The 18082-nt window shown below is 60.8% G+C and carries 21 protein-coding genes; 2 read left to right on the top strand and 19 right to left on the bottom strand.

The genetic code is table 11. The features are described from left to right. Positions 1 to 180: 180 nt before the first annotated feature. The gene (gene argA / locus ABLU50_RS10380) at positions 181 to 1512 is read right to left on the bottom strand and encodes an amino-acid N-acetyltransferase (RefSeq protein WP_004149616.1); all 1332 of its coding nucleotides are present in this window, start codon (positions 1510 to 1512) and stop codon (positions 181 to 183) included. A 227-nt stretch (positions 1513 to 1739) separates the two neighbouring features. Between argA and amiC the strand changes: the two genes are divergently transcribed. Then, positions 1740 to 2993, top strand: coding sequence for an N-acetylmuramoyl-L-alanine amidase AmiC (gene amiC, locus ABLU50_RS10375; protein ID WP_017899228.1), 1254 nt, complete (start codon positions 1740 to 1742; stop codon positions 2991 to 2993). A gap of 17 nt (positions 2994 to 3010) precedes the next feature. Further along, positions 3011 to 4087 (top strand): threonine-phosphate decarboxylase CobD, encoded by a 1077-nt coding sequence (gene cobD, locus ABLU50_RS10370; protein WP_087833225.1) that lies wholly within the window; start codon positions 3011 to 3013, stop codon positions 4085 to 4087. 3 nt (positions 4088 to 4090) lie between these two features. Here the strand turns inward: cobD and ABLU50_RS10365 are convergent, their stop codons facing one another. The 18 genes from ABLU50_RS10365 to pduD form a co-directional block, all read right to left on the bottom strand. Then, positions 4091 to 4957 carry an L-threonine kinase gene (locus ABLU50_RS10365; RefSeq protein ID WP_128335990.1) on the bottom strand — a complete coding sequence of 289 codons (867 nt, stop codon included), beginning with the start codon at positions 4955 to 4957 and terminating at the stop codon, positions 4091 to 4093. 92 nt (positions 4958 to 5049) lie between these two features. Next, entirely contained in the window at positions 5050 to 6264 is a 1215-nt protein-coding gene (locus tag ABLU50_RS10360) for an acetate/propionate family kinase (protein WP_060656732.1), read from the bottom strand. After that, entirely contained in the window at positions 6264 to 6704 is a 441-nt protein-coding gene (gene pduV / locus ABLU50_RS10355) for a propanediol utilization protein PduV (RefSeq protein ID WP_060656712.1), read from the bottom strand. The genes ABLU50_RS10360 and pduV overlap by 1 nt, the downstream gene beginning before the upstream one ends. Before the next feature lie 4 nt (positions 6705 to 6708). After that, entirely contained in the window at positions 6709 to 7059 is a 351-nt protein-coding gene (gene pduU, locus ABLU50_RS10350; RefSeq protein ID WP_004205469.1) for a propanediol utilization microcompartment protein PduU, read from the bottom strand. After that, positions 7059 to 7613 carry a propanediol utilization microcompartment protein PduT gene (pduT, locus tag ABLU50_RS10345; RefSeq protein WP_004205470.1) on the bottom strand — a complete coding sequence of 185 codons (555 nt, stop codon included), beginning with the start codon at positions 7611 to 7613 and terminating at the stop codon, positions 7059 to 7061. The genes pduU and pduT overlap by 1 nt, the downstream gene beginning before the upstream one ends. Before the next feature lie 2 nt (positions 7614 to 7615). After that, positions 7616 to 8971: a cobalamin reductase PduS gene (gene pduS / locus ABLU50_RS10340; protein ID WP_087833226.1), complete on the bottom strand. Its 1356-nt coding sequence runs from the start codon at positions 8969 to 8971 to the stop codon at positions 7616 to 7618. Further along, on the bottom strand, positions 8968 to 10080 hold the full coding sequence (gene pduQ, locus ABLU50_RS10335) for a 1-propanol dehydrogenase PduQ (RefSeq protein ID WP_087833227.1): 1113 nt from the start codon (positions 10078 to 10080) through the stop codon (positions 8968 to 8970). Before pduQ ends, pduS begins: the two co-directional genes overlap by 4 nt. Positions 10081 to 10091: 11 nt before the next feature. After that, on the bottom strand, positions 10092 to 11486 hold the full coding sequence (gene pduP / locus ABLU50_RS10330) for a CoA-acylating propionaldehyde dehydrogenase PduP (protein WP_087833228.1): 1395 nt from the start codon (positions 11484 to 11486) through the stop codon (positions 10092 to 10094). Then, positions 11483 to 12493 carry a two-domain cob(I)yrinic acid a,c-diamide adenosyltransferase PduO gene (gene pduO / locus ABLU50_RS10325; RefSeq protein WP_087833229.1) on the bottom strand — a complete coding sequence of 337 codons (1011 nt, stop codon included), beginning with the start codon at positions 12491 to 12493 and terminating at the stop codon, positions 11483 to 11485. The genes pduP and pduO overlap by 4 nt, the downstream gene beginning before the upstream one ends. A gap of 9 nt (positions 12494 to 12502) precedes the next feature. After that, positions 12503 to 12778, bottom strand: coding sequence for a propanediol utilization microcompartment protein PduN (gene pduN / locus ABLU50_RS10320; protein ID WP_000549823.1), 276 nt, complete (start codon positions 12776 to 12778; stop codon positions 12503 to 12505). A 3-nt stretch (positions 12779 to 12781) separates the two neighbouring features. Next, complete coding sequence (gene pduM, locus ABLU50_RS10315) at positions 12782 to 13273, bottom strand: microcompartment protein PduM (RefSeq protein WP_023319060.1); 492 nt, start codon at positions 13271 to 13273, stop codon at positions 12782 to 12784. Further along, complete coding sequence (locus ABLU50_RS10310; RefSeq protein ID WP_087833230.1) at positions 13270 to 13902, bottom strand: phosphate propanoyltransferase; 633 nt, start codon at positions 13900 to 13902, stop codon at positions 13270 to 13272. The genes pduM and ABLU50_RS10310 overlap by 4 nt, the downstream gene beginning before the upstream one ends. Then, entirely contained in the window at positions 13902 to 14384 is a 483-nt protein-coding gene (locus ABLU50_RS10305; RefSeq protein WP_085955473.1) for a BMC domain-containing protein, read from the bottom strand. Before ABLU50_RS10305 ends, ABLU50_RS10310 begins: the two co-directional genes overlap by 1 nt. Positions 14385 to 14387: 3 nt before the next feature. Next, complete coding sequence (gene pduJ, locus ABLU50_RS10300; protein WP_001057755.1) at positions 14388 to 14663, bottom strand: propanediol utilization microcompartment protein PduJ; 276 nt, start codon at positions 14661 to 14663, stop codon at positions 14388 to 14390. A gap of 19 nt (positions 14664 to 14682) precedes the next feature. Further along, the gene (pduH, locus tag ABLU50_RS10295; protein ID WP_048295506.1) at positions 14683 to 15033 is read right to left on the bottom strand and encodes a propanediol dehydratase reactivase beta subunit PduH; all 351 of its coding nucleotides are present in this window, start codon (positions 15031 to 15033) and stop codon (positions 14683 to 14685) included. Further along, positions 15023 to 16855, bottom strand: a complete 1833-nt coding sequence (pduG, locus tag ABLU50_RS10290; protein WP_087833231.1) for a propanediol dehydratase reactivase alpha subunit PduG — start codon at positions 16853 to 16855, stop codon at positions 15023 to 15025. The genes pduH and pduG overlap by 11 nt, the downstream gene beginning before the upstream one ends. Before the next feature lie 15 nt (positions 16856 to 16870). Continuing rightward, entirely contained in the window at positions 16871 to 17392 is a 522-nt protein-coding gene (pduE, locus tag ABLU50_RS10285) for a propanediol dehydratase small subunit PduE (protein ID WP_023319055.1), read from the bottom strand. A 14-nt stretch (positions 17393 to 17406) separates the two neighbouring features. Then, a complete protein-coding gene (pduD, locus tag ABLU50_RS10280) occupies positions 17407 to 18081 on the bottom strand; it encodes a propanediol dehydratase medium subunit PduD (RefSeq protein WP_043520824.1) in 675 nt (224 codons plus the stop codon). Position 18082 lies beyond the last annotated feature (1 nt).

The following is an 18082-nucleotide window of genomic DNA, read 5'->3' as shown; positions in this document are numbered from 1 at the left end:
TATCCTGTCGACAGCCAGTAGCATATCGGTGAGCCAGCGAGAAAGATATGGTCTGCGCGGAAACCAGGAATTTAGCCCGCGAGCCGCACGTCAGATCGGCGCGAAGAGGGGGATACCGGCCCCGGGGATAACGCGATGAGCGTCGCGCTATCCCGGGCCGTTAGAAAGGGGGAGAAGGAGCTAAGCGAGGTCAGCCATCAGCACCTTCGACCGGCGCTGATAGTTATACATCTGCTTTTTACTCTCCGGCAGCAGGTCGATATCCACCGGCGTGAAGCCGCGCTCCTGGAACCAGTGGATGCTGCGGGTGGTTAACACGAACAGCTTGCTCAGGCCCATCTGTCTGGCCTGGGCGGCAATACGCTCCAGCAGCACCTCTCCCCGCGACGAGCTCCGGTAATCCGGATGCACCGCCACGCAGGCCATTTCGCCGATCTTCTCTTCCGGGAAAGGATAGAGGGCGGCGCAGGCGATGGTGGTGTTATCGCGCTGAATAATGGTGAACTTGTCGATCTCCATCTCCAGCTGTTCGCGGGAGCGGCGCACCAGGATGCCCTGCTGCTCCAGCGGGCTTATCAGCTCAAGAATACCGCCGATATCGTTGATGGTCGCCCGACGGATCTGCTCCGCGCTCTCCATGACGATCTGGGTGCCGATGCCGTCGCGTGAGAACAGCTCCTGCAGCAGCGCGCCATTTTCCTGATAGCTGATCAGGTGGCAGCGCCGCACGCCGCTGCGGCAGGCCTTCACCGCCCCGCGCAGGAAGCGCACGGTGCCAGAGTTATAATCTTCGTCCGCTTCCAGCTCTTCGACGCGGGCCTGCGCTTCATTGGGGAACAGTTCAGAGACAATTTCCCCGGCCTGGTTGTAAACCCCTTGCGACGAACAGAAGCCGATCATTTTCTCCGCCTTCAGCTTGATGGCCAGCTGGGTGGCGATCTCCTCCGAAGTCAGGTTAAAGCTCTCGCCGGTGACCGATACTGCGACCGGCCCCATCAGGACTATGGCGCCGCTGTCGAGCTGGCGATGAATCGCCTCTTCGTCAATACGGCGAATGCGCCCGCTGTGGCAATAATCGACGCCGTCATCGACGCCCAGCGGCTGGGCGATGATAAAGTTGCCGCTGACGACATTGATATGGGCCCCCTGCAGCGGGGTGTTGTTGAGGCTCATCGACAGGCGGGCGGTGATCTCCAGCTGCAGCATCCCCGCCGCCTGCTTAACCAGCTCCAGCGTTTTGGCGTCAGTCACTCGCGTCTGCTTGTGATAGACCGGCTCGTGGTGGTGCTCGGCGAGATTAGCGTCAATCTGCGGGCGGGCGCCATAGACCACCACCAGGCGAATGCCCAGGCTATGCAATAGTCCTATGTCATTGACAATATTTGAAAAATTTTCATGCTCAATGGCTTCGCCGCCCAGCATGATGACAAACGTTTTTCCCCGATGGGCATTTATATAGGGAACAGAATGGCGGAATCCTTCTACCAGTTCAGTGCGACGTTCCTTCACCATGACAAACCCTCAATGCATGATTATTCGTAATTATTGTATTTTTATTCTGTTTTGCCGTTAAACGCAAGCCCCAATTTGAGGCTAAGCCACGAAAAACATGTGACCCGGCGCAGGGTGTCAATGAATGTTTACCCTTTTATAGATGACAGGTTATATGCCTTTCGTTAAAGTTTCTGGTCAATCTGTTTGTTTTGGGTATAAATGCGTTTTTATTGCTTGGGAGTGGCATGTCGGGAAACAACTCTGGATTAAGCCGTCGCCGTCTGCTGCAGGGCGCGGGCGCCATGTGGTTAATGAGCGTGAGCCCCGTTGGGCTGGCCGCCGCCGCGCGGGTGGTCGCTGTTCGCGTCTGGCCAGCATCGACCTACACGCGCGTCACGGTGGAATCGAATCATGTGCTGAAATACCGGCAGTTTGCCCTCAGTAATCCGGAACGGGTGGTGGTGGATCTGGAAGGGGTTAATCTCAACTCGGTGCTGAAAGGCATGGGGGGGCAGATCCGCGATGACGATCCCTTTATTAAGTCCGCCCGCGTGGGCCAGTTTGATCCGCAAACCGTGCGCATGGTCTTCGAGCTCAAGCAGAACGTTAAGCCGCAGCTGTTTGCCCTCGCGCCGGTAGCTGGCTTTAAAGAGCGTCTGGTGATGGATCTCTACCCCGCCAACGCCACCGATGTTCAGGATCCGCTACTGGCGCTGCTTGAGGATTACAACAAAGGCGATCTGGAGCGACAGGTGCCGCCGGCGCAAAGCGGGCCGCAGCCGGGCAAAGCCGGGCGCGACCGGCCGATTGTCATCATGCTCGATCCCGGCCACGGCGGCGAAGACTCCGGCGCCGTGGGCAAGTATCGCACCCGCGAGAAAGACGTGGTGCTGCAAATTGCCCGCCGCCTGCGGGCGCTGATCGACAAAGAAGGCAATATGAAGGCCTATATGACCCGCAACGAAGACGTGTTTATCCCGTTGAAGGTGCGTGTCGCCAAGGCGCAGAAGCAGCGCGCCGACCTGTTCGTTTCGATTCACGCCGACGCCTTTACCAGCCGCCAGCCCAGCGGCTCCTCGGTGTTTGCGCTCTCCACCAAGGGGGCCACCAGTACCGCGGCAAAATATCTCGCCCAGACGCAGAACGCCTCGGATCTGATCGGTGGGGTCAGCAAGAGCGGCGATCGCTATGTCGACCACACCATGTTCGATATGGTGCAGTCCCTCACCATCGCCGACAGCCTCAAATTTGGTAAGGCAGTGCTGGAGAAAATGGGCAATATTAATAACCTGCACAAGAACCGGGTAGAGCAGGCGGGCTTTGCGGTGCTGAAGGCGCCGGATATCCCCTCCATTCTGGTAGAGACGGCGTTTATCAGTAACGTGGAAGAGGAGCGGAAGCTGAAAACGGCCAAATTCCAGCAGCAGGTGGCCGAGTCGATCCTCGCCGGGATTAAAGCCTACTTCGCCGACGGCGCGACGCTGGCCCGCCGCGGATAACCACACAGGAAAGGGACATGGCCTTACTGAAAAGCGCCCATGGCGGCAATATCCGCGAGGCCGCCGCCCTGCTGGGCATTGCGCCCGGCGAACTGCTGGACTTTAGCGCCAACATCAATCCGCTGGGAATGCCCGCCTCGCTCAGGCAGGCGATCGTCGACAATCCCGGCTGCGCCGAGCGCTACCCTGACGTTGAGTATCAACAGCTGCATCAGGCGCTGGCGGCCCACCATCGGCTGCCGGCGGCGCATATCCTCGCCGGTAACGGCGAAACTGAATCGATCTTCACCCTTGTCCACGGCCTTAAGCCGCGGCGGGCGATGATCGTCATTCCCGGATTCGCAGAGTACCGGCGCGCGCTGCAGACTGTGGACTGCGAGGTGGTGGAGTATGCCCTGCAGGAGCGCGATGGCTGGCAGCTGACCGATGGGATCCTCAATGCTCTCACGCCGGCGCTGGACTGCCTGTTTCTCTGCACCCCGAACAACCCCACTGGTCTGCTGCCGGAGCGTGGCCTGCTGGAAGCCATTGCGCAACGCTGTCGGGCGCTAAATATCAGCCTGATCCTCGATGAAGCCTTCCTCGACTTTATTCCCGATCAGCCGGGGTTTATTCCCCTGTTGGCGCAGTATCCGCACGTCTGGGTTCTGCGCTCGCTGACCAAATTTTATGCTATTCCGGGGCTGCGTCTAGGCTACCTGCTCAACGCTGACGCCCGGGCGGTGGCCCGGCTGCGCGAGCGACAAATGCCATGGTCCATCAATGCCTATGCCGCTCTGGCCGGGGAGATCATTCTTCAGGACCGGGCGTATCAGCGGGCCACCTGGCAGTGGCTGCAGGAGGAGGGAGCGCGTTTCTACGCGCAGCTTCAGGAGATGGCCGGGCTGACCGTGTGGCCCGGGCGCGCCAACTACCTGTTCTTGCGCTGTGACAGACCCGATCTTGACCTGCAATACGCCCTGCTGCGCCAGCACATGTTGATCCGCAGCTGCGCCAACTACCCGGGGCTGGATAGCCGCTATTTCCGGGTGGCGATCCGCAGCGCCGGCGAAAACGACCAGCTGCTGGCGGCGCTGCGCCGGGCGCTGGCCTGAGCCCTACTGCAGGGTGACGCCGCCCGGCACCATCGCCAGCAGATGCTGTTGCGGCCAGTGGGCGGCGATGCCGCGCTCTGCCAGCCGCCATTGCAAAAAATCCACGTCATGACGACGGCGGTCCAGCAGCAGGCCGACGACGCTGCCGCTGTGCGCCACGTTGAGGCCATACAATCCTGCGCTTTCCACCAGCTCCAGCAGCGCGTCAAACCCCGGCTTGGGCAACAGCCGCTGGCTGGCGATGGCGCTAATAGTGGCCGCTTCGCCCAGCAGCTGCGGGCTGCCATGCTGGCAGGCCTGCTGCACTTTCTCCCACGCCAGCTGCAGCCGGGAGGCGTTAGCCAGCAGACCCGCCTCGCGCGGCAGCTGATGGTAGTCGGTGGTACGCAGCGTCAGCGGGCTCTCCAGCACTAACAGGTCGAGCGCCGGCGGCGCAGGGCAGGCGATTTGGGTAGCGGCGGTATTATGATCGAACAGCGTCAGTTGGTGGAACAGGGTGCTGTCGGTGGGCTCCAGCGCGACGCACAGGCGCGCCAGCGTCGGCTCATCCAGCGCGTGGCCCAGATGCTGGGCGGTGGCCACCGCGGTGGCGGCGATATCGGCGGTGCTGCTGGCCATCCCTTTGGCTACCGGGATAGTCGAGTGCAGGGTGATGCGGATCTGCTGACTCAGCGCCGCCGGGTAGCCCCAGTGGGCCAGCAGCTGGTCGACCATCGCCCGCGACAGCGGCCGCTCATCGTTGCGCGGTTTGCCGGTCTCGACCTCGACGGTGCTGTACCAGTCCACCGGGCAGGAGACCAGCTTCTCGCTGCCGAGGATCCAGCCCTGGATAAGTTCTCCGCACGAGGCGGGACATTGTGCAACGGCCACGTTTTCACCTTTCCGCTTACCTTCGCCAGGGCGCATAGTGGCACGGCGACCCGCCGGTTACCATGATTCTCCGCAAAGGGGAGAGGCGTCGTTTAGGCTGGTACCGCCAGCTCGCGCGCCTGCGGCAGCGCCAGGCGCATCACATCGCGGGCGATCATCAGCTCTTCATTGGTATTGATCACCGCCACTTTGACCATCGCATTTTCGGCCTGAATAAAGGTGGCGTTGTGCTGGTTTTTCTCTTCATCGACCGAGAGCCCGAGGAAATTCAGGTTATGGCAGATGGCGCTCCTGGCTCGGGCGGAGTTTTCGCCGATGCCGCCGGTAAAGACCAGCGCGTCGAGGCCGCCCATCTGCATAATATAGCTGCCGATGGTGGCGCGAATGCGCTCGGCAAACAGGGTGAGCGCCAGGGCTGCCTGACGATTACCGCTGTCCGCCGCCTGCTCGACATCGCGATAATCGTGCGAGACGCCGGAAACGCCCAACAGGCCGGACTCGTTATTCAGCAGCTGATTCAGCTGCTCCGGCGTTTTACCCTCATGCAGCGCCAGCCACGGTAGAATCGACGGATCGATATCGCCGCTGCGGGTGCCCATCATCACCCCAGACTGCGGCGTAAAGCCCATTGAAGTGTTAACCGAACGCCCGCCTTTGATTGCGCAAACGCTGCTGCCGTTGCCGAGATGACAGCACACTACGCGCAGAGCGCTCAATGGTACGCCCAGCTTTTCCGCCAGCGTCGCGCTGACGTACTTATGGCTGGTGCCGTGGAAGCCGTAGCGGCGAATGCCCAGCTCGCTGTAGTAGCGCCACGGCAGCGGATAGATAAACGCGCGCTCATCCAGCGTCTGGTGAAAAGCGGTATCAAACACCGCCACCGACGGCGCGTCGGGCAGCAGCTGGCGGAACACTTTGATGCCTAAGGCATTTACCGGGTTATGCAGCGGGGCCAGCTCTGCCAGGCGCTCGATTTCCGCTAAGGTTTCATCGGTGACCGGCGTCGAATCCTTAAAGCGCTCCCCGCCGTGCGCCACGCGGTGGCCGACGCCATCGATATCCTGCAAGCTCTGGATAATCCGATGGTTGAGGAGCTTTTCAAGCAGCAGGGTGACGGCTTCACGGTGATCGGCGATCGGCGCCGTCTCCTGCCATTTCTGCTCCGGCGTTTTGAGAGTCACCTGGGCGTTTGCCATGCCGATACGTTCGATTAATCCCTGGCAGAGCATGTCGCCCTGCGGCATCTCCAGCAGCTGGAATTTTAACGATGAACTGCCGGCGTTAATGGCCATGATTTTGTAAGACATCATAAAGGTTCCTTCGAATTCAGAAAATTCAGCACGGCATCAAGACCCAGGTTATTCAGCGTGCTGGTGATAAAAATTTGCCGGGCACCAGCCTGCCTGAGCCACTCGCCGATCAGCGATATCCGCTGCGGGTCGGCGAGGTCAGCTTTGGTGACCAGGCCAATCGTCGGACGGTTCATCGGGACGGTAAAACCCGGAGAAAAAGGCGACCACTGGGCGTCGGCATTCAGCACCAGCGCGATAACGTCGGCCTCGCAGGCGCTGGTCAGCAGGGCGCTATAAAGGCAGCGGTTCTCCAGATATTCGCCCGGCGTGTCGATGGCCATCGGCGACCATTCAATCGCCTGAGTTTTCTTGTAATGGAGCGCTTCGCCGCGCAGACCCTGGGTGAGCGAGGTTTTCCCGCACTGGCTGGGGCCGATAAGCATCAGACGTTTCATTGCGCTACGTCCGGGTGATCGTGCAGGTAGTGAACTGCATCATTTCGCCCAGCGTGCGCGTCACCTGCTTGAGGGCATACTCGACGGCGGAAACGTCGCCGGTCAGCACCACGGCGCCGGTAAAGCGGTCAAGAAAACCAATCTCTACCGCGCCGGATTTGGTGGCGATATCGCAGGCGATAATCGACGCCTCGCTGGGCGTAATGGTGAGGATGCCAATGGCGGATACCGCATCCTGCAGGCCCAGCTTCTTAAAGAGATCTTTCCCTGGATTGGCAATCAGGTGCGCGAGGGTCACCTGTTTTCCGGGAACATATTCCTGAATCATGCGATCCGTTGTCGGCTGCCTTTCCATCATCCCTCCACCATCTGTCGCCACATCGCTTCATGCGGGCGCGGGATCACCGAGCGGTAAACCAACAGCCCTTTTTCGCCCGCGCTTTCGCTGGCAACCGTCACGGCGTTGTTGACATCAGAAACGTCGCCCGCCACCACCATGTAGCATTTACCGCCGATGCCGAAGGCCATATGCACCCGCACCAGGGTGACGTTTGAGCCTTTTACCGCCCGGTCAGCGGCGCTGATGCAGGCCGCCACGCTCCAGGTTTCGACGATACCTACCGCCTGGCGCTTATCGACGATATTCAGGCCGCTGATGGCCGGAAGGACGCTGGGATGAATATTCGCCAGCACCAGGCTGTCGACGAGCATCTCGCCGGCCTGGGACGTACCGGTTTCAATGGCCTGCTGGACAGCGCCGATATCGCCGCCGAGCATCAGCAAAAACTTCCCCGGACAGATGGTCTTACTGACCAGCAGATTGACGTTGGCGCTTTTCAGCATCGCATCGCCGAGTTCCATCCCTTTGGCAATGCTGGTGAGTTCTAAAATTCCTATAGCCTGAGACATGGTTAACCTCTTACCACCGTGATGGCCTGTTCGCTGATGGCCGTAACAACGCCATCAATGCTGGCGTGAACCGGCGCGCCTAATGCACCTGCCGGAATATCGGCAACGCATTGTCCGCGCGTTACGCGCTCCCCAACCGCAACGTTGGGCACCGCGCCGGCGCCGATATGCTGGCGCAGCTGCAAAGTCACTTTTTCTACCGATGGTTCGTCTTCAACCAGCGGCGCCTCCTGGTACCAGGGGCTTAAACCCAGTTTGGCGATCAATCGCTTCACCGGTACGAGGCGGTATTTCGCCATTTCGTCGGCAGGATACAGCGGCCCTTCATAGCGCTGGTTTTGCGCGCGCAGCTCGCGTTTCAGCATGCGGTTGATGCGCATCGGCGAAATGCCGACCGGGCAGGCCACGCTTTCGCAGACGTTGCACTCCGAGCAGGTGAGGGCGCTAAGCAGCAGCTGCGGCGTGGCGGCCTGATGAAAGTTCACTGCCCGCACCAGCAGGTGCGGAGAGAGTTCGTGGCCGATCAGATGCCGTGGGCAGAGATCGGTACACAGCCGGCACTGCTCACAGACGGTGCGAGCCACGGAAAGCACCGTGCGTTCGTCCTGCATTCTCCGCTGAATAAGCGGATGGCTTTTCGGCAGCACCAGCAGGCCGCCGGTGGTTTTGGTCACCGGGTTATCGAGAGAGGTGATCAGGCCGCCCATCATCGGACCGCCGTTAATAAAACCGGGGTCATCGACCGTCGCGCCGCCCGCCAGCGCCAGCACTTCGCGCAGCGACATGCCGATGGGGACCGTGACGGTCAGCGGTCGGGCGACCGCGCCGTTAACGGTCAGCGTGCGGCGGGTCACCGCAAACTGCTGCTCAACCGCACGGGCAATATTGAGGACCGTTTGCACGTTATTGACCACCACGCCGACGCTGGCCGGCAGCGCGGCGGGCGCGACCCGGCGACCGGTTGCCAGCCAGATGGTCAGTACTTCATCGCCCGCGGGATAGACGTCCGGCAGAATATGCAGACGGATACCGGCAGGCAGCAGCGGGGTAAGGGCGTCGATAGCCCGGCGGTATTTCTCTTTCAGGGCAATGACCCCTTCGCGCGCGCCGGTTGCCGTCATGGCGTACTGCACGCCGCGCACAAGGCGCGCTGCCTGCTGCCACATCAGCTGTTGGTCAACTTTGAGCATCGGTTCGCACTCGGCGGCGTTGACCAGAAAAATCTCTACCTGCGCCTGTAGCTTAACGTGGGCGGGAAACCCCGCGCCGCCCGCGCCGACGACGCCCGCTGCGCGCACGCGCTCGCGGATTTCATCGGCGCTATGGGAGATTTCAACGCTGTTGATGGCGGCGCTCATAGCAGTTCCTCCAGCAGTTCGCGAATTTCCTCGGCGCTGGCCGGGCGCGGGTTGGTGCGTAGCGTGACGTCCGCCAGCGCGGCCTGCACCATTGCCGGAATACGCGCGGAAAACTCAGAGCGTCCTTCTTTCAGCGCGATCGCCAGTGACGGCAGCGCGCAGCGTTGCTTGAGTCGTTCGATCTGCTGAATCAGCGCATTGATCGCTGTGACGTCGTTGGCCTCTGCCGGGCAAAAGCCGCAGGCTTTGGCCAGCCGCGCATAGCGTTTGCCAGCGCGGGGAACAGCGGCGTTAAAGCGGATAACCGTGGTTAACAGCAGCGCGTTTGCCAGGCCATGCGGCAGATGAAACTGCCCGCCAAGCTGGTGGGCAATAGCGTGATTAAGCCCCAGTCCCGCCTGGCTGAAGGCCATCCCGGCGAGGGTTGAGGCGTTATGCATTTTCCCGCGCGTCGCCACGCAGTCACCTTTTTCCACCGCCGTGGGCAGATACTGGAACACCAGTTTGGCGGCTTTTTCCGCCAGCGCGTCGGTAAAGTCGCTGGCGTGCGGCGAAACCCACGCCTCCAGCGCATGGGTCAGCACGTCCATACCGGTGTTGGCCGTAATCTGCGGCGGTACGCTGACCACCAGCTCCGGGGCCAGGATCGCCATATCCGGATACAGCGCATTGTTGAACAGCGGGTACTTAATGCCTTTATCCGGGTCGCTAATCACGCAGGCGCTGGTCACTTCCGAGCCGGTGCCGCTGGTGGTTGGTATGGCCACGCAGGTTTCGATGTTGATGCCGCTCTGCTGGCTGAACCAGACGATAGCTTTCGCCGCGTCCATTGCCGAACCGCCGCCGAAGCCGATGACCACCTGCGGACGCAGGGCCTGCATTTGCGCAATCCCCTGCACCACGGTATGGATAGTAGGGTCCGGCGTTATCTCGCTAAAGACGCTAATGCGGTTATCTGCGGGCAACGCGTTACGCAGGGTATCCAGCAGCGGCGAACGCGCCAGAAAGCCATCGCAGATTATCCAGATGTGCTTATTGGTAAAGCGCTTGAGCACCGCCAGACTGCCCTGACCGCTGTACAACCGCGTTTGTAGTGAGAAAGTATTCATCCCGACCTCGGTTAGCGGATGGAAAAGCCGTTGGTCAGCACGCAGCGCCGGGAGCGGGCAAAGGTGCGCGCCGAGGTTGTCCCTTCACCGGTTGGCGTGGCAATGGTAAAGGTGGTAAAACCTTCGCCGCCGACGCCGATCCCGGCATAGGAGGGGCCGTTCTTGACGAATATCGAGGTTTGCAGGGTGCGGGCCGCAAGGTTCAGGCGCGACACGTTCTGCGAGTGCATAATGGCGGTATGATGCAGCCCCTCTTCAACCTTGAGGGCCAGCGCCAGCGCGCTATCGAAATCGCGGACTTTCACTACCGGCAGCATCGGCATCAGCTGTTCGCTGGTGACCCACGGGTCATCGGCGTTGACGATAGCAATCAGCAGACGCGGCGCTTTCGCCGGCACGGCGATCCCGGCCGCTTCCAGCATGGCCGACGGGCTTTTGCCGACCAGTTTTTTGTTCGCCTGGCCTTCAGGCAGGCAGGCGGCGCGGAGTTTGTCGGTATCGGCGGGGCTCAGCAGCAGCGCGCCGAAGGATTGCATTTGCTGCACCAGACGTTCAGCTACGCTCTCCACCACAATCAGGCTCTTCTCGGCGATGCACGGCAGGTTGTAATCGAACGAGGCGCCGTTGATGATATCTTCCGCCGCCTTCACCAAATCAGCGGTCTCATCAACGATGCAGGGCGGGTTGCCCGCGCCAGCGCCAATCACCTTCTTACCGCTCTTCATGCCCATCGCCACAATACCCGGGCCGCCGGTAATGGCCAGCACCGCAATGCGCGGATGGGCCATCATCTGCTGGGTTGCTTCGAAAGTCGGCTCAGCCACGGTGACCACCAGGTTGCGGATGCCGCAGCAGCGGAAGGCAATCTCTTCTATCTGGCTGATGAGCTTCAGAGAGACCTTTTTCGCCCCCGGATGCGGGCTGAAGTAAACGCTGTTGCCCGCCGCCAGCATGCTGATGCTGTTGTTGATGATGGTTTCCGTCGGGTTGGTGCTCGGCGCGACCGACCCGATAACGCCAAACGGCGAGTATTCAAAGAGCACCATGCCGCCGTCGCCGGTCAGCGCGGTGGTGGTGAGGTCTTCCACGCCCGGCGTGTTGTCGAGCGCGGCTTTGTTTTTCAGGAATTTATCCTCTTTGTTGCCCATCCCCGTTTCATTGGCGCTCTCTTCCGCCAGGCTCGCCAGCAGCGGTGTCAGCTCCTGACGTATTGCGCTGATGATGGCGCTGCGGGTTTTTAACGGGCACTGCTGATAACGTAAGAACGCCTGGTGCGCGGCGTCGATAGCCTCGCTGACGGACTGGAAAATCCCTTTGCCCTGCGGCTGGACCGGCGTTTGCGCTGGCGTGGTTAATTGCTCGCTAAGAATGGTGCGAATCAGGGTTTCGAGTTCAGAAGTATTCATTGATGTGTTCCCACGTTAATGGCCGCAATGGCGGTCTGTGCGATATCCATGTCCTGTTCAACGCTGCCGCCGCTGATGCCAAGACCCCCAATTAATGAGCCGTCGCGCCACAGGGCGTAACCGCCGCCAAAGGTGACGACTTTTCCCTGTAAATGCGTTTCGAGGCCATAAAGCGCGGCGCCTGGCTGAACGACATCGCTCAGCTCATGAGTCGCCGTTTTCATCGCCACCGCGGTCCAGGCTTTTTTCGGCGCCAGCTCGCTGCTGACCAGCAGAGCGTCCGGCATCCGCCAGGTCACGGTTTCCGTACCGTGCGCGTCAACGATGCTGATCACCACCGGAACCTGCAGCTGCTGCGCGCGCTCAACCGCGGCGCGGGTGAGCTGGTGCAGATCATGGAATGAGAGCGCCACGGGCGTCGTCTCCTTGCTGCGGCTCGGCTGGCTGGCGGCCAGATAGCGCCGGCTCACTTCGCGGATGATGTTGTTCTGGTGCGCATCGCTATCTTCCGCGCGCGCCAGGGCGTACAGGCAGTCTGATAAGCGATTGATGTAGCGCATCAGCACCTGGCGCACGTTGACTTCCGCCGCCAGCTCAACCAGCCGGCGTTCGGCGCGGCGGGCCAGCGTGCGGGCAAAATGCAGGCGGCTCGCGGCTTCGCAGCGGCCGGGTAAAATAAAGCTGTGCAGCGGTTCGACGCGGGCCATGGCCCGATCGATGGCGGCTTCCAGAGCGGAAATCTCTTCGCTGCTGATGTAGCGCTGTTTCGGCGACGGCCGTTCGCTGTCGCTGGCCAGTTCTGCGCTAAACCAAAATATTTGCTGCTGGATGGCCTCGAGTAAGGCGCGGTGTTTTTTATCCGCGGCGGCGCAGGCGCACAGGCTCAGCGCGGCGTTCAGTTCGTCCAGCGTGCCGTAGGCTTCAACCCGCGGGTGCGTTTTGCTCACCCGCTGGCCGGTAAAGAGTGAGGTGGTGCCAGCGTCGCCCGTTCGGGTATAAATCGCCATATTCGCTCCTTAACGTGAAAGCGTATCGACAATGCCGACAACGGCGAGGTCGATGGCCTCGTTTGGCCCGGAAAAAACGTGCCTGGCGCTGGAGCCGCCGCTAAGCAGAACCAGCTCGCCGATCCCTGCGCCGACGGAATCCACGGCGACTTCATCGCCGGAGGTGGGGGAGGCGGGGAGTTCGCCATCGGCGCTGACCCGCCGCACCAGCAGCAGCTTTTTGCCGATCAGGGAAGGCGATTTTTGCGTGGAGACAACCGCGCCCGTGACTCGTGCCAGATGCATGATTTACTCCTGCTTAATGAATTGAATATGCCGCGCCTGTGCCGCTTCGCGCGCCAGCGCGGTCACGATGCATTTGCGGTGGATAACCAGACGCCCCTGGCCCAGCTGCGCGACGTCGCGATAGCTCAGCACTGAACCTGCATGCAGGATCAGCGGCAGTCCGCGCTCGTCGGTGAATATCACCGGCAGGCGCGCCAGTTTTTTGAGCGGGATAACCGGCAGCAGCTGGCTGTGCAGGGTGAGCTGCACGCGGATGCCGAAAGCCAGCGCCTCGTGAATTTTCCGCGCCGCGGCATCGTCGGTTTCCGCATCCGCAAGCTGAGCCAGCAGCGGCAGGTCAACGAGCAGGATGCGCAGCGAGGCGTGCTGACAGAACAGCGCTGGACAGTCGGCATCACGCAGCTGCGCAACGCTCAGCGTCGCCGTGCTATGGGCGCGACGCTGCAGCCGGGAGACGATTTCCTCCACAATGCGCTGCAAAACTGCGCCGTTCATCGCGGGCCTACCAGCCGGGCAAAGGCCTGCGGGTTATCAGCGCCGGCGGCGTTGGCTTCATCGGTATCAATGTGCATTTCAAGGCGCATGTCCGGTGACACGCGAATCGCCACGTTGTTGAAGATCAGCCCGCGATCGTCGCCTTCAATCGCCACCGAAACCATATCGCCGTGCGAGACCCGCAGGATCAGCGCATCGAGCGGCGACATATGGATATGCCGCTGTGTGACGATAACCCCGGAAGGTAGCTCCAGTTCGCCAAAAGAGCTGACCAGGCGAATGCCCGGCGTCCCCTTCAGATCGCCGGACATTCTCAGCGGCGCCGCCACCCCCAGGGTTCTGGCATCGGTACGCGATATTTCCACCTGGCTTACCGAACGCAGTGGGCCGAGCAGGCGAACATTTTTAAGCTGCCCCTTCGGCCCTACCAGGGTGACGGTTTGCTCCGCAGCGTACTGTCCCGGCTGCAGCAGCGCTTTTTTCTCGCTGATGGGATGACCGGGAAACAGGCGTTCATAATCCGACGCCGACAGGTGGATATGACGATTTGAAACCCCCAGCGGAATGGGCCGCAGACGCATCTCGTCGAGGACTTTACTGACCGTTGATTCGAGAAGCTGTTTATCCATTACGCTTCACCTCGCTTGCCGGGATGAATGCAAAGGGTGCGTGGCTCGCCCTTCTGGCGTGGACATTTTGGATCCAGGCACAGGTTGCAGCTCACCACGCCTTGTTGCTGGAGGGGCTCTTCTGCTGGCGCTTCAGAAACGACATCAGCCGTCTCTGACTCTTCAGGCTCAGGTTCCATGACGGAGGGTGGGGGAGCCTCTGCTGGCAGGATCCCTTCTCCGGGTCTGGCGATGACTTTATGAGCCACCAGACCGTTTCGCTGTTCGGCAAACTGTGCACCGGTGGTGATGGCCGCCTGTACTGAGGCCACATCACCGGTAATTTTAATGACCATCCAGCCTGAACCATTGGTCTTTTCGAGGGCGACCAGCGTGATAGAAGCGGATTTCGCCATGATATCGGCGCAGCTAATAGCCAGTGCCAGACCACAAACTTCAAGTAATCCCAGTGATTGCTTCACGCGGTGCTCCTTATTCGCCATCAATCAGGCTGATTTCGGTAAAATGGCCTCAACGTCGCTGTGCGGACGCGGGATCACGTGGCAGGATTTCACTTCACCCACCACGCTTGCCGCCGCGCTGCCCGCATCCACCGCCGCTTTGACCGCGCCGACATCGCCGCGAACCATGACGGTCACCAGACCCGAGCCAATTTTTTCGTAGCCGACCAGCTGCACGTTGGCCGATTTCACCATGGCATCGGCGGCTTCAATGGCGCCTACTAACCCTTTTGTTTCAACCAGTCCCAGTGCGTTATTCATACTGCTGTTCTCCTGTTGCTTAGCTATTCAGATCCCGGAAAGGGATCCCTTTGACCAGCCGTGCCGCGTTATTACCGGTGTTGCGGTGGGCCTGACTGTCCTGATGATGCATCAGCGTAAAAAGCGGCGCCGATGCGGGTAAATTCTTGTAGTGCACGACCAGCGTATGGCGGTCGCAGGCGATGCCGACCAGCAGCGGCGAGCTGCGCGCCGCCTGCCAGGCGCTGTCCACGACATCCCCGGCCGGGTGATGCTGGAGCAGGAAAGGAATGCCTTCCTCTTCGATACCCAGCAGCACTTCGCGCCACAAGCCGTCGCAGCCGTCGATGGCGGCGATCACAATAGCCGGGGCGGTGTGATTACTGTCCATGCGCAAACTCCTTATGCCAGGAGAGAATCAGACCGGTGGCCACCGCGTTTCTTGGGCCTTCGCTGCCGCGAATATTTCCTCGCCCGGCCACCAGCCGGTAGTGCGCCAGCGCATCGGTGACCAGCTGAGGAACTTCGAAATCCAGCGACGAGCCACCGACCAGCACCACGAACGGAATATCGCGAATGTTGCCGGTCGGGCTGACCTGGCGCAGCGCGCGCAGGGCGTTGGTGACAAAGACGCGCTCTTTGGCGCTGCGGCGAATGGAGCGCACTTTTTCCAGCGCTAAGTCGCCGGGTAGCGGCACCAGTTCGTCCGGTTTCACCACGCAGACGCGGGCGAATACGGCGGGGGGCAGCGGCGTGGAGAAGAACTGCACGCTGCCGTCCTCGTGGCGTAAATGAAACAGACTTTCCACCTTCGCCAGCGGGTATTTCTTGATCTCTTCCGCCAGATAGCGATCCTCCAGCCCCAGCTCGCGGGCAATGATCATCGTCACCATATCGCCAGCTCCGGCGAGGTGAGTGGCGATGATTTCGCCTTTGGGGTTGATGATGGAGGCATCGGTGGAGCCTGCGCCGAGGTCGAGGATCGCCAGCGGACGCGTGGTGCCGGGGGTGGTCAGCGCGCCGAGAATGGCGGCTTCGGCCTCTGCGCCGCCGATCTGTACGTCGATATTGAGCTTCTGCTCGATCTCGCGGGCAATCATCGCCATCTGCAAACGGTCAGATTTCACCATGGAGGCGATGCCCACGGCCTGCTCCAGCGAGAACTCCCCGGCAAGACCGCCGGTGACGCTCACCGGAACCGAGGTGTCAACGGCCAGCAGATCCTGAATAAAAATCTCGCTGCTGGGCTTGTTGGTCAGCTCGGCCATGGTCTGGCGCACGTGCTCCAGCATGCCGCCGATATTGGTCCCCGACTCGCCGGTGACGTTATCGAGTTTGCCGCAGCCGTCGACCGCTTTCATGATGGCTTCGGCACCGGCGGCGACATCCACGCGTACGCTCCGGCCCTGGGCCAGCAGCTCAAGGTTACCGGCGGGTATCGCGCGCGCTTTGACGTCACCGGATGGCGTTTTGACCACCACGGCGGAACGGTTGCCAATCAGCGCTCGCGCCATCTGGACGATGTTTTTCGTCTCCTCGGCGTTGAGGTGGAATACGGTGGCGATGCCGTAGGGGTTAGAGAGCGTTTCGATGACCTTCCCCGGGACGGCGACCTCAATTGCCGCCAGCATCCCCAGCGGAATGCGGTCGATGTACAGCACTTCGTCAACGATCGGCAGCGGTTTTTCCAGCCGGTTGCTGACCAGCACGCCATCGTCACGTTGCAAAATGACGCCGGTAATCTGATATCCGGCGCGCAGGGAAGCGTTAATCACGCTGGCGATATCGGCAAAGTCAAACGCCGACGACACCACCAGGATATAGGGCGCGTCCGCCGGGCGGGTTAACAGCTCCTGCGGCGTAATGGTGATGCCCACGCCAAGCCCCGCGCCGCCGGGCGTTTTCGGGTTATGGCCGATCATGGTTGATTCGGTGATGATGGTTTCGGTAATGGTTTCCATCGCCACATCGCCAATCACCGGCGTGGCTTCGTTAATGCGGATGAGCGAAATATCGCTGACACTGATCCCCGCGCGCTTTGCGACCAGCGCGAGGGCCTCCTGAATGCCGAACACGTTACGCAACGTGCCTTTGATCCCGGTGGTTTCCGCCAGCGCGCTGTGGGTGATTGTCAGCGCGCCAGCCTCATTCAGGGTCGCCAGGGCGACTTCCGTCGATGAGTTGCCGATATCAATGCCAGCTATATATCGCATCACATGCCCCTGTAATTAATCGTCGCCCTTGAGTTTTTTACGCTCGACGTACAGCGTTGCCGCTTCACGCACGAAAGCTGCGCAGATCTTCGCCTGGTAGCGGCTTTCGAGATCGTCGGCGATCGCCAGCAGCTCCTCTTTCGTCGAGCGATAGGGGCGGAGGGCGTTGTAGATTTCAAGAATGCGATCGTCCGGTACCGCGGTCAGTTCGGCGGCGCGTTCGAAGTTCATCGCCAGACGGTCGCGGCCCGCGTCCCTGGCGATAGAAGCCTGTAAGCGCAGCGTTTCCGGGGTAATACGCATATCCTGGGCGGTAACGTTGTTGCTCAGCACGTTTTCCAGCGTAAAGTCGTCCAGCGTTTTATTGGTGGCGGTTTTCACCCATTCCGGGTGCTTATTCGCCAGCGGGTAGTCGCTGACCTTTGCGCTACGGGGCGCGCCGCCAGCCGCCGGAGCCGCCGCTGGCGCCTCGCCCTGCAGGCTGTTCATACGGCTTAATACGTCGCGCACCATCGATTCAATTGCGTCGGTATTCATGGAGTTATCCTTTATCAAAGCGCCACGCGCAGTTCCTGCGGGTTTTTGCCCGTCACCACGTACTTGGTCTCTTTAATGTGCAAAATGGCCGATTTCGCCTGGTATTTTGGCCGCGCCATCTGGTCGTTCAGCGTCGGGACCGGCTGCGGCGATTCGCGTTTCGCATAGCGGGCGGCGTTTTTACCAATCTGGCGGTAGGTTTCCAGGGTCAGCAGCGGCGCCTGGGGGAACAGCTCCAGGTTAGAGAGCGGCGGCAGGCCCTGCTGGTGGATAACGGTGGTGCCTTTTGACTGGATGCCGATAGAGATGCCGGAACCGCTCAGGCGATTGCCTTCAACGGCGACGAAGGCCACGTCGGAGGATTTAAAGCAGCGAATTACGCGCGCCTTAATGCCTTCTTCTTCAATACCGGCAATCACTTCGCGCAGAATGCTCTTGTGCGGTATGCCGACGATATTGACGGTCTGCGCCAGGCCGAAAGCCGGGCCGACGGCGATAATCACTTCGTCCTGCTGCGTGCCCTGACGCGCTTCGCCCACTTCCGTCAGGAAGCCGTCGGCAGCAGGCGCGGTTGCCTGCGGCGCAGTCGAGGCCGCCGGCGCATGAAACGAGACCGGTTTATCGCTGCCCTTCATTTCGCTAAGCACTTCTTCAATTATCTGGCGCAGCAATTTTTCATTAATTTCCATT

The sequence above is a fragment of the Klebsiella sp. GG_Kp173 genome, assembly GCF_040062415.1.
In the GTDB taxonomy this organism is placed as follows: Bacteria; Pseudomonadota; Gammaproteobacteria; order Enterobacterales; family Enterobacteriaceae; genus Klebsiella; species Klebsiella quasipneumoniae.
Note: the sequence above shows the minus strand (reverse complement) of the source record. Positions and strands in the feature narration are given on the sequence as shown.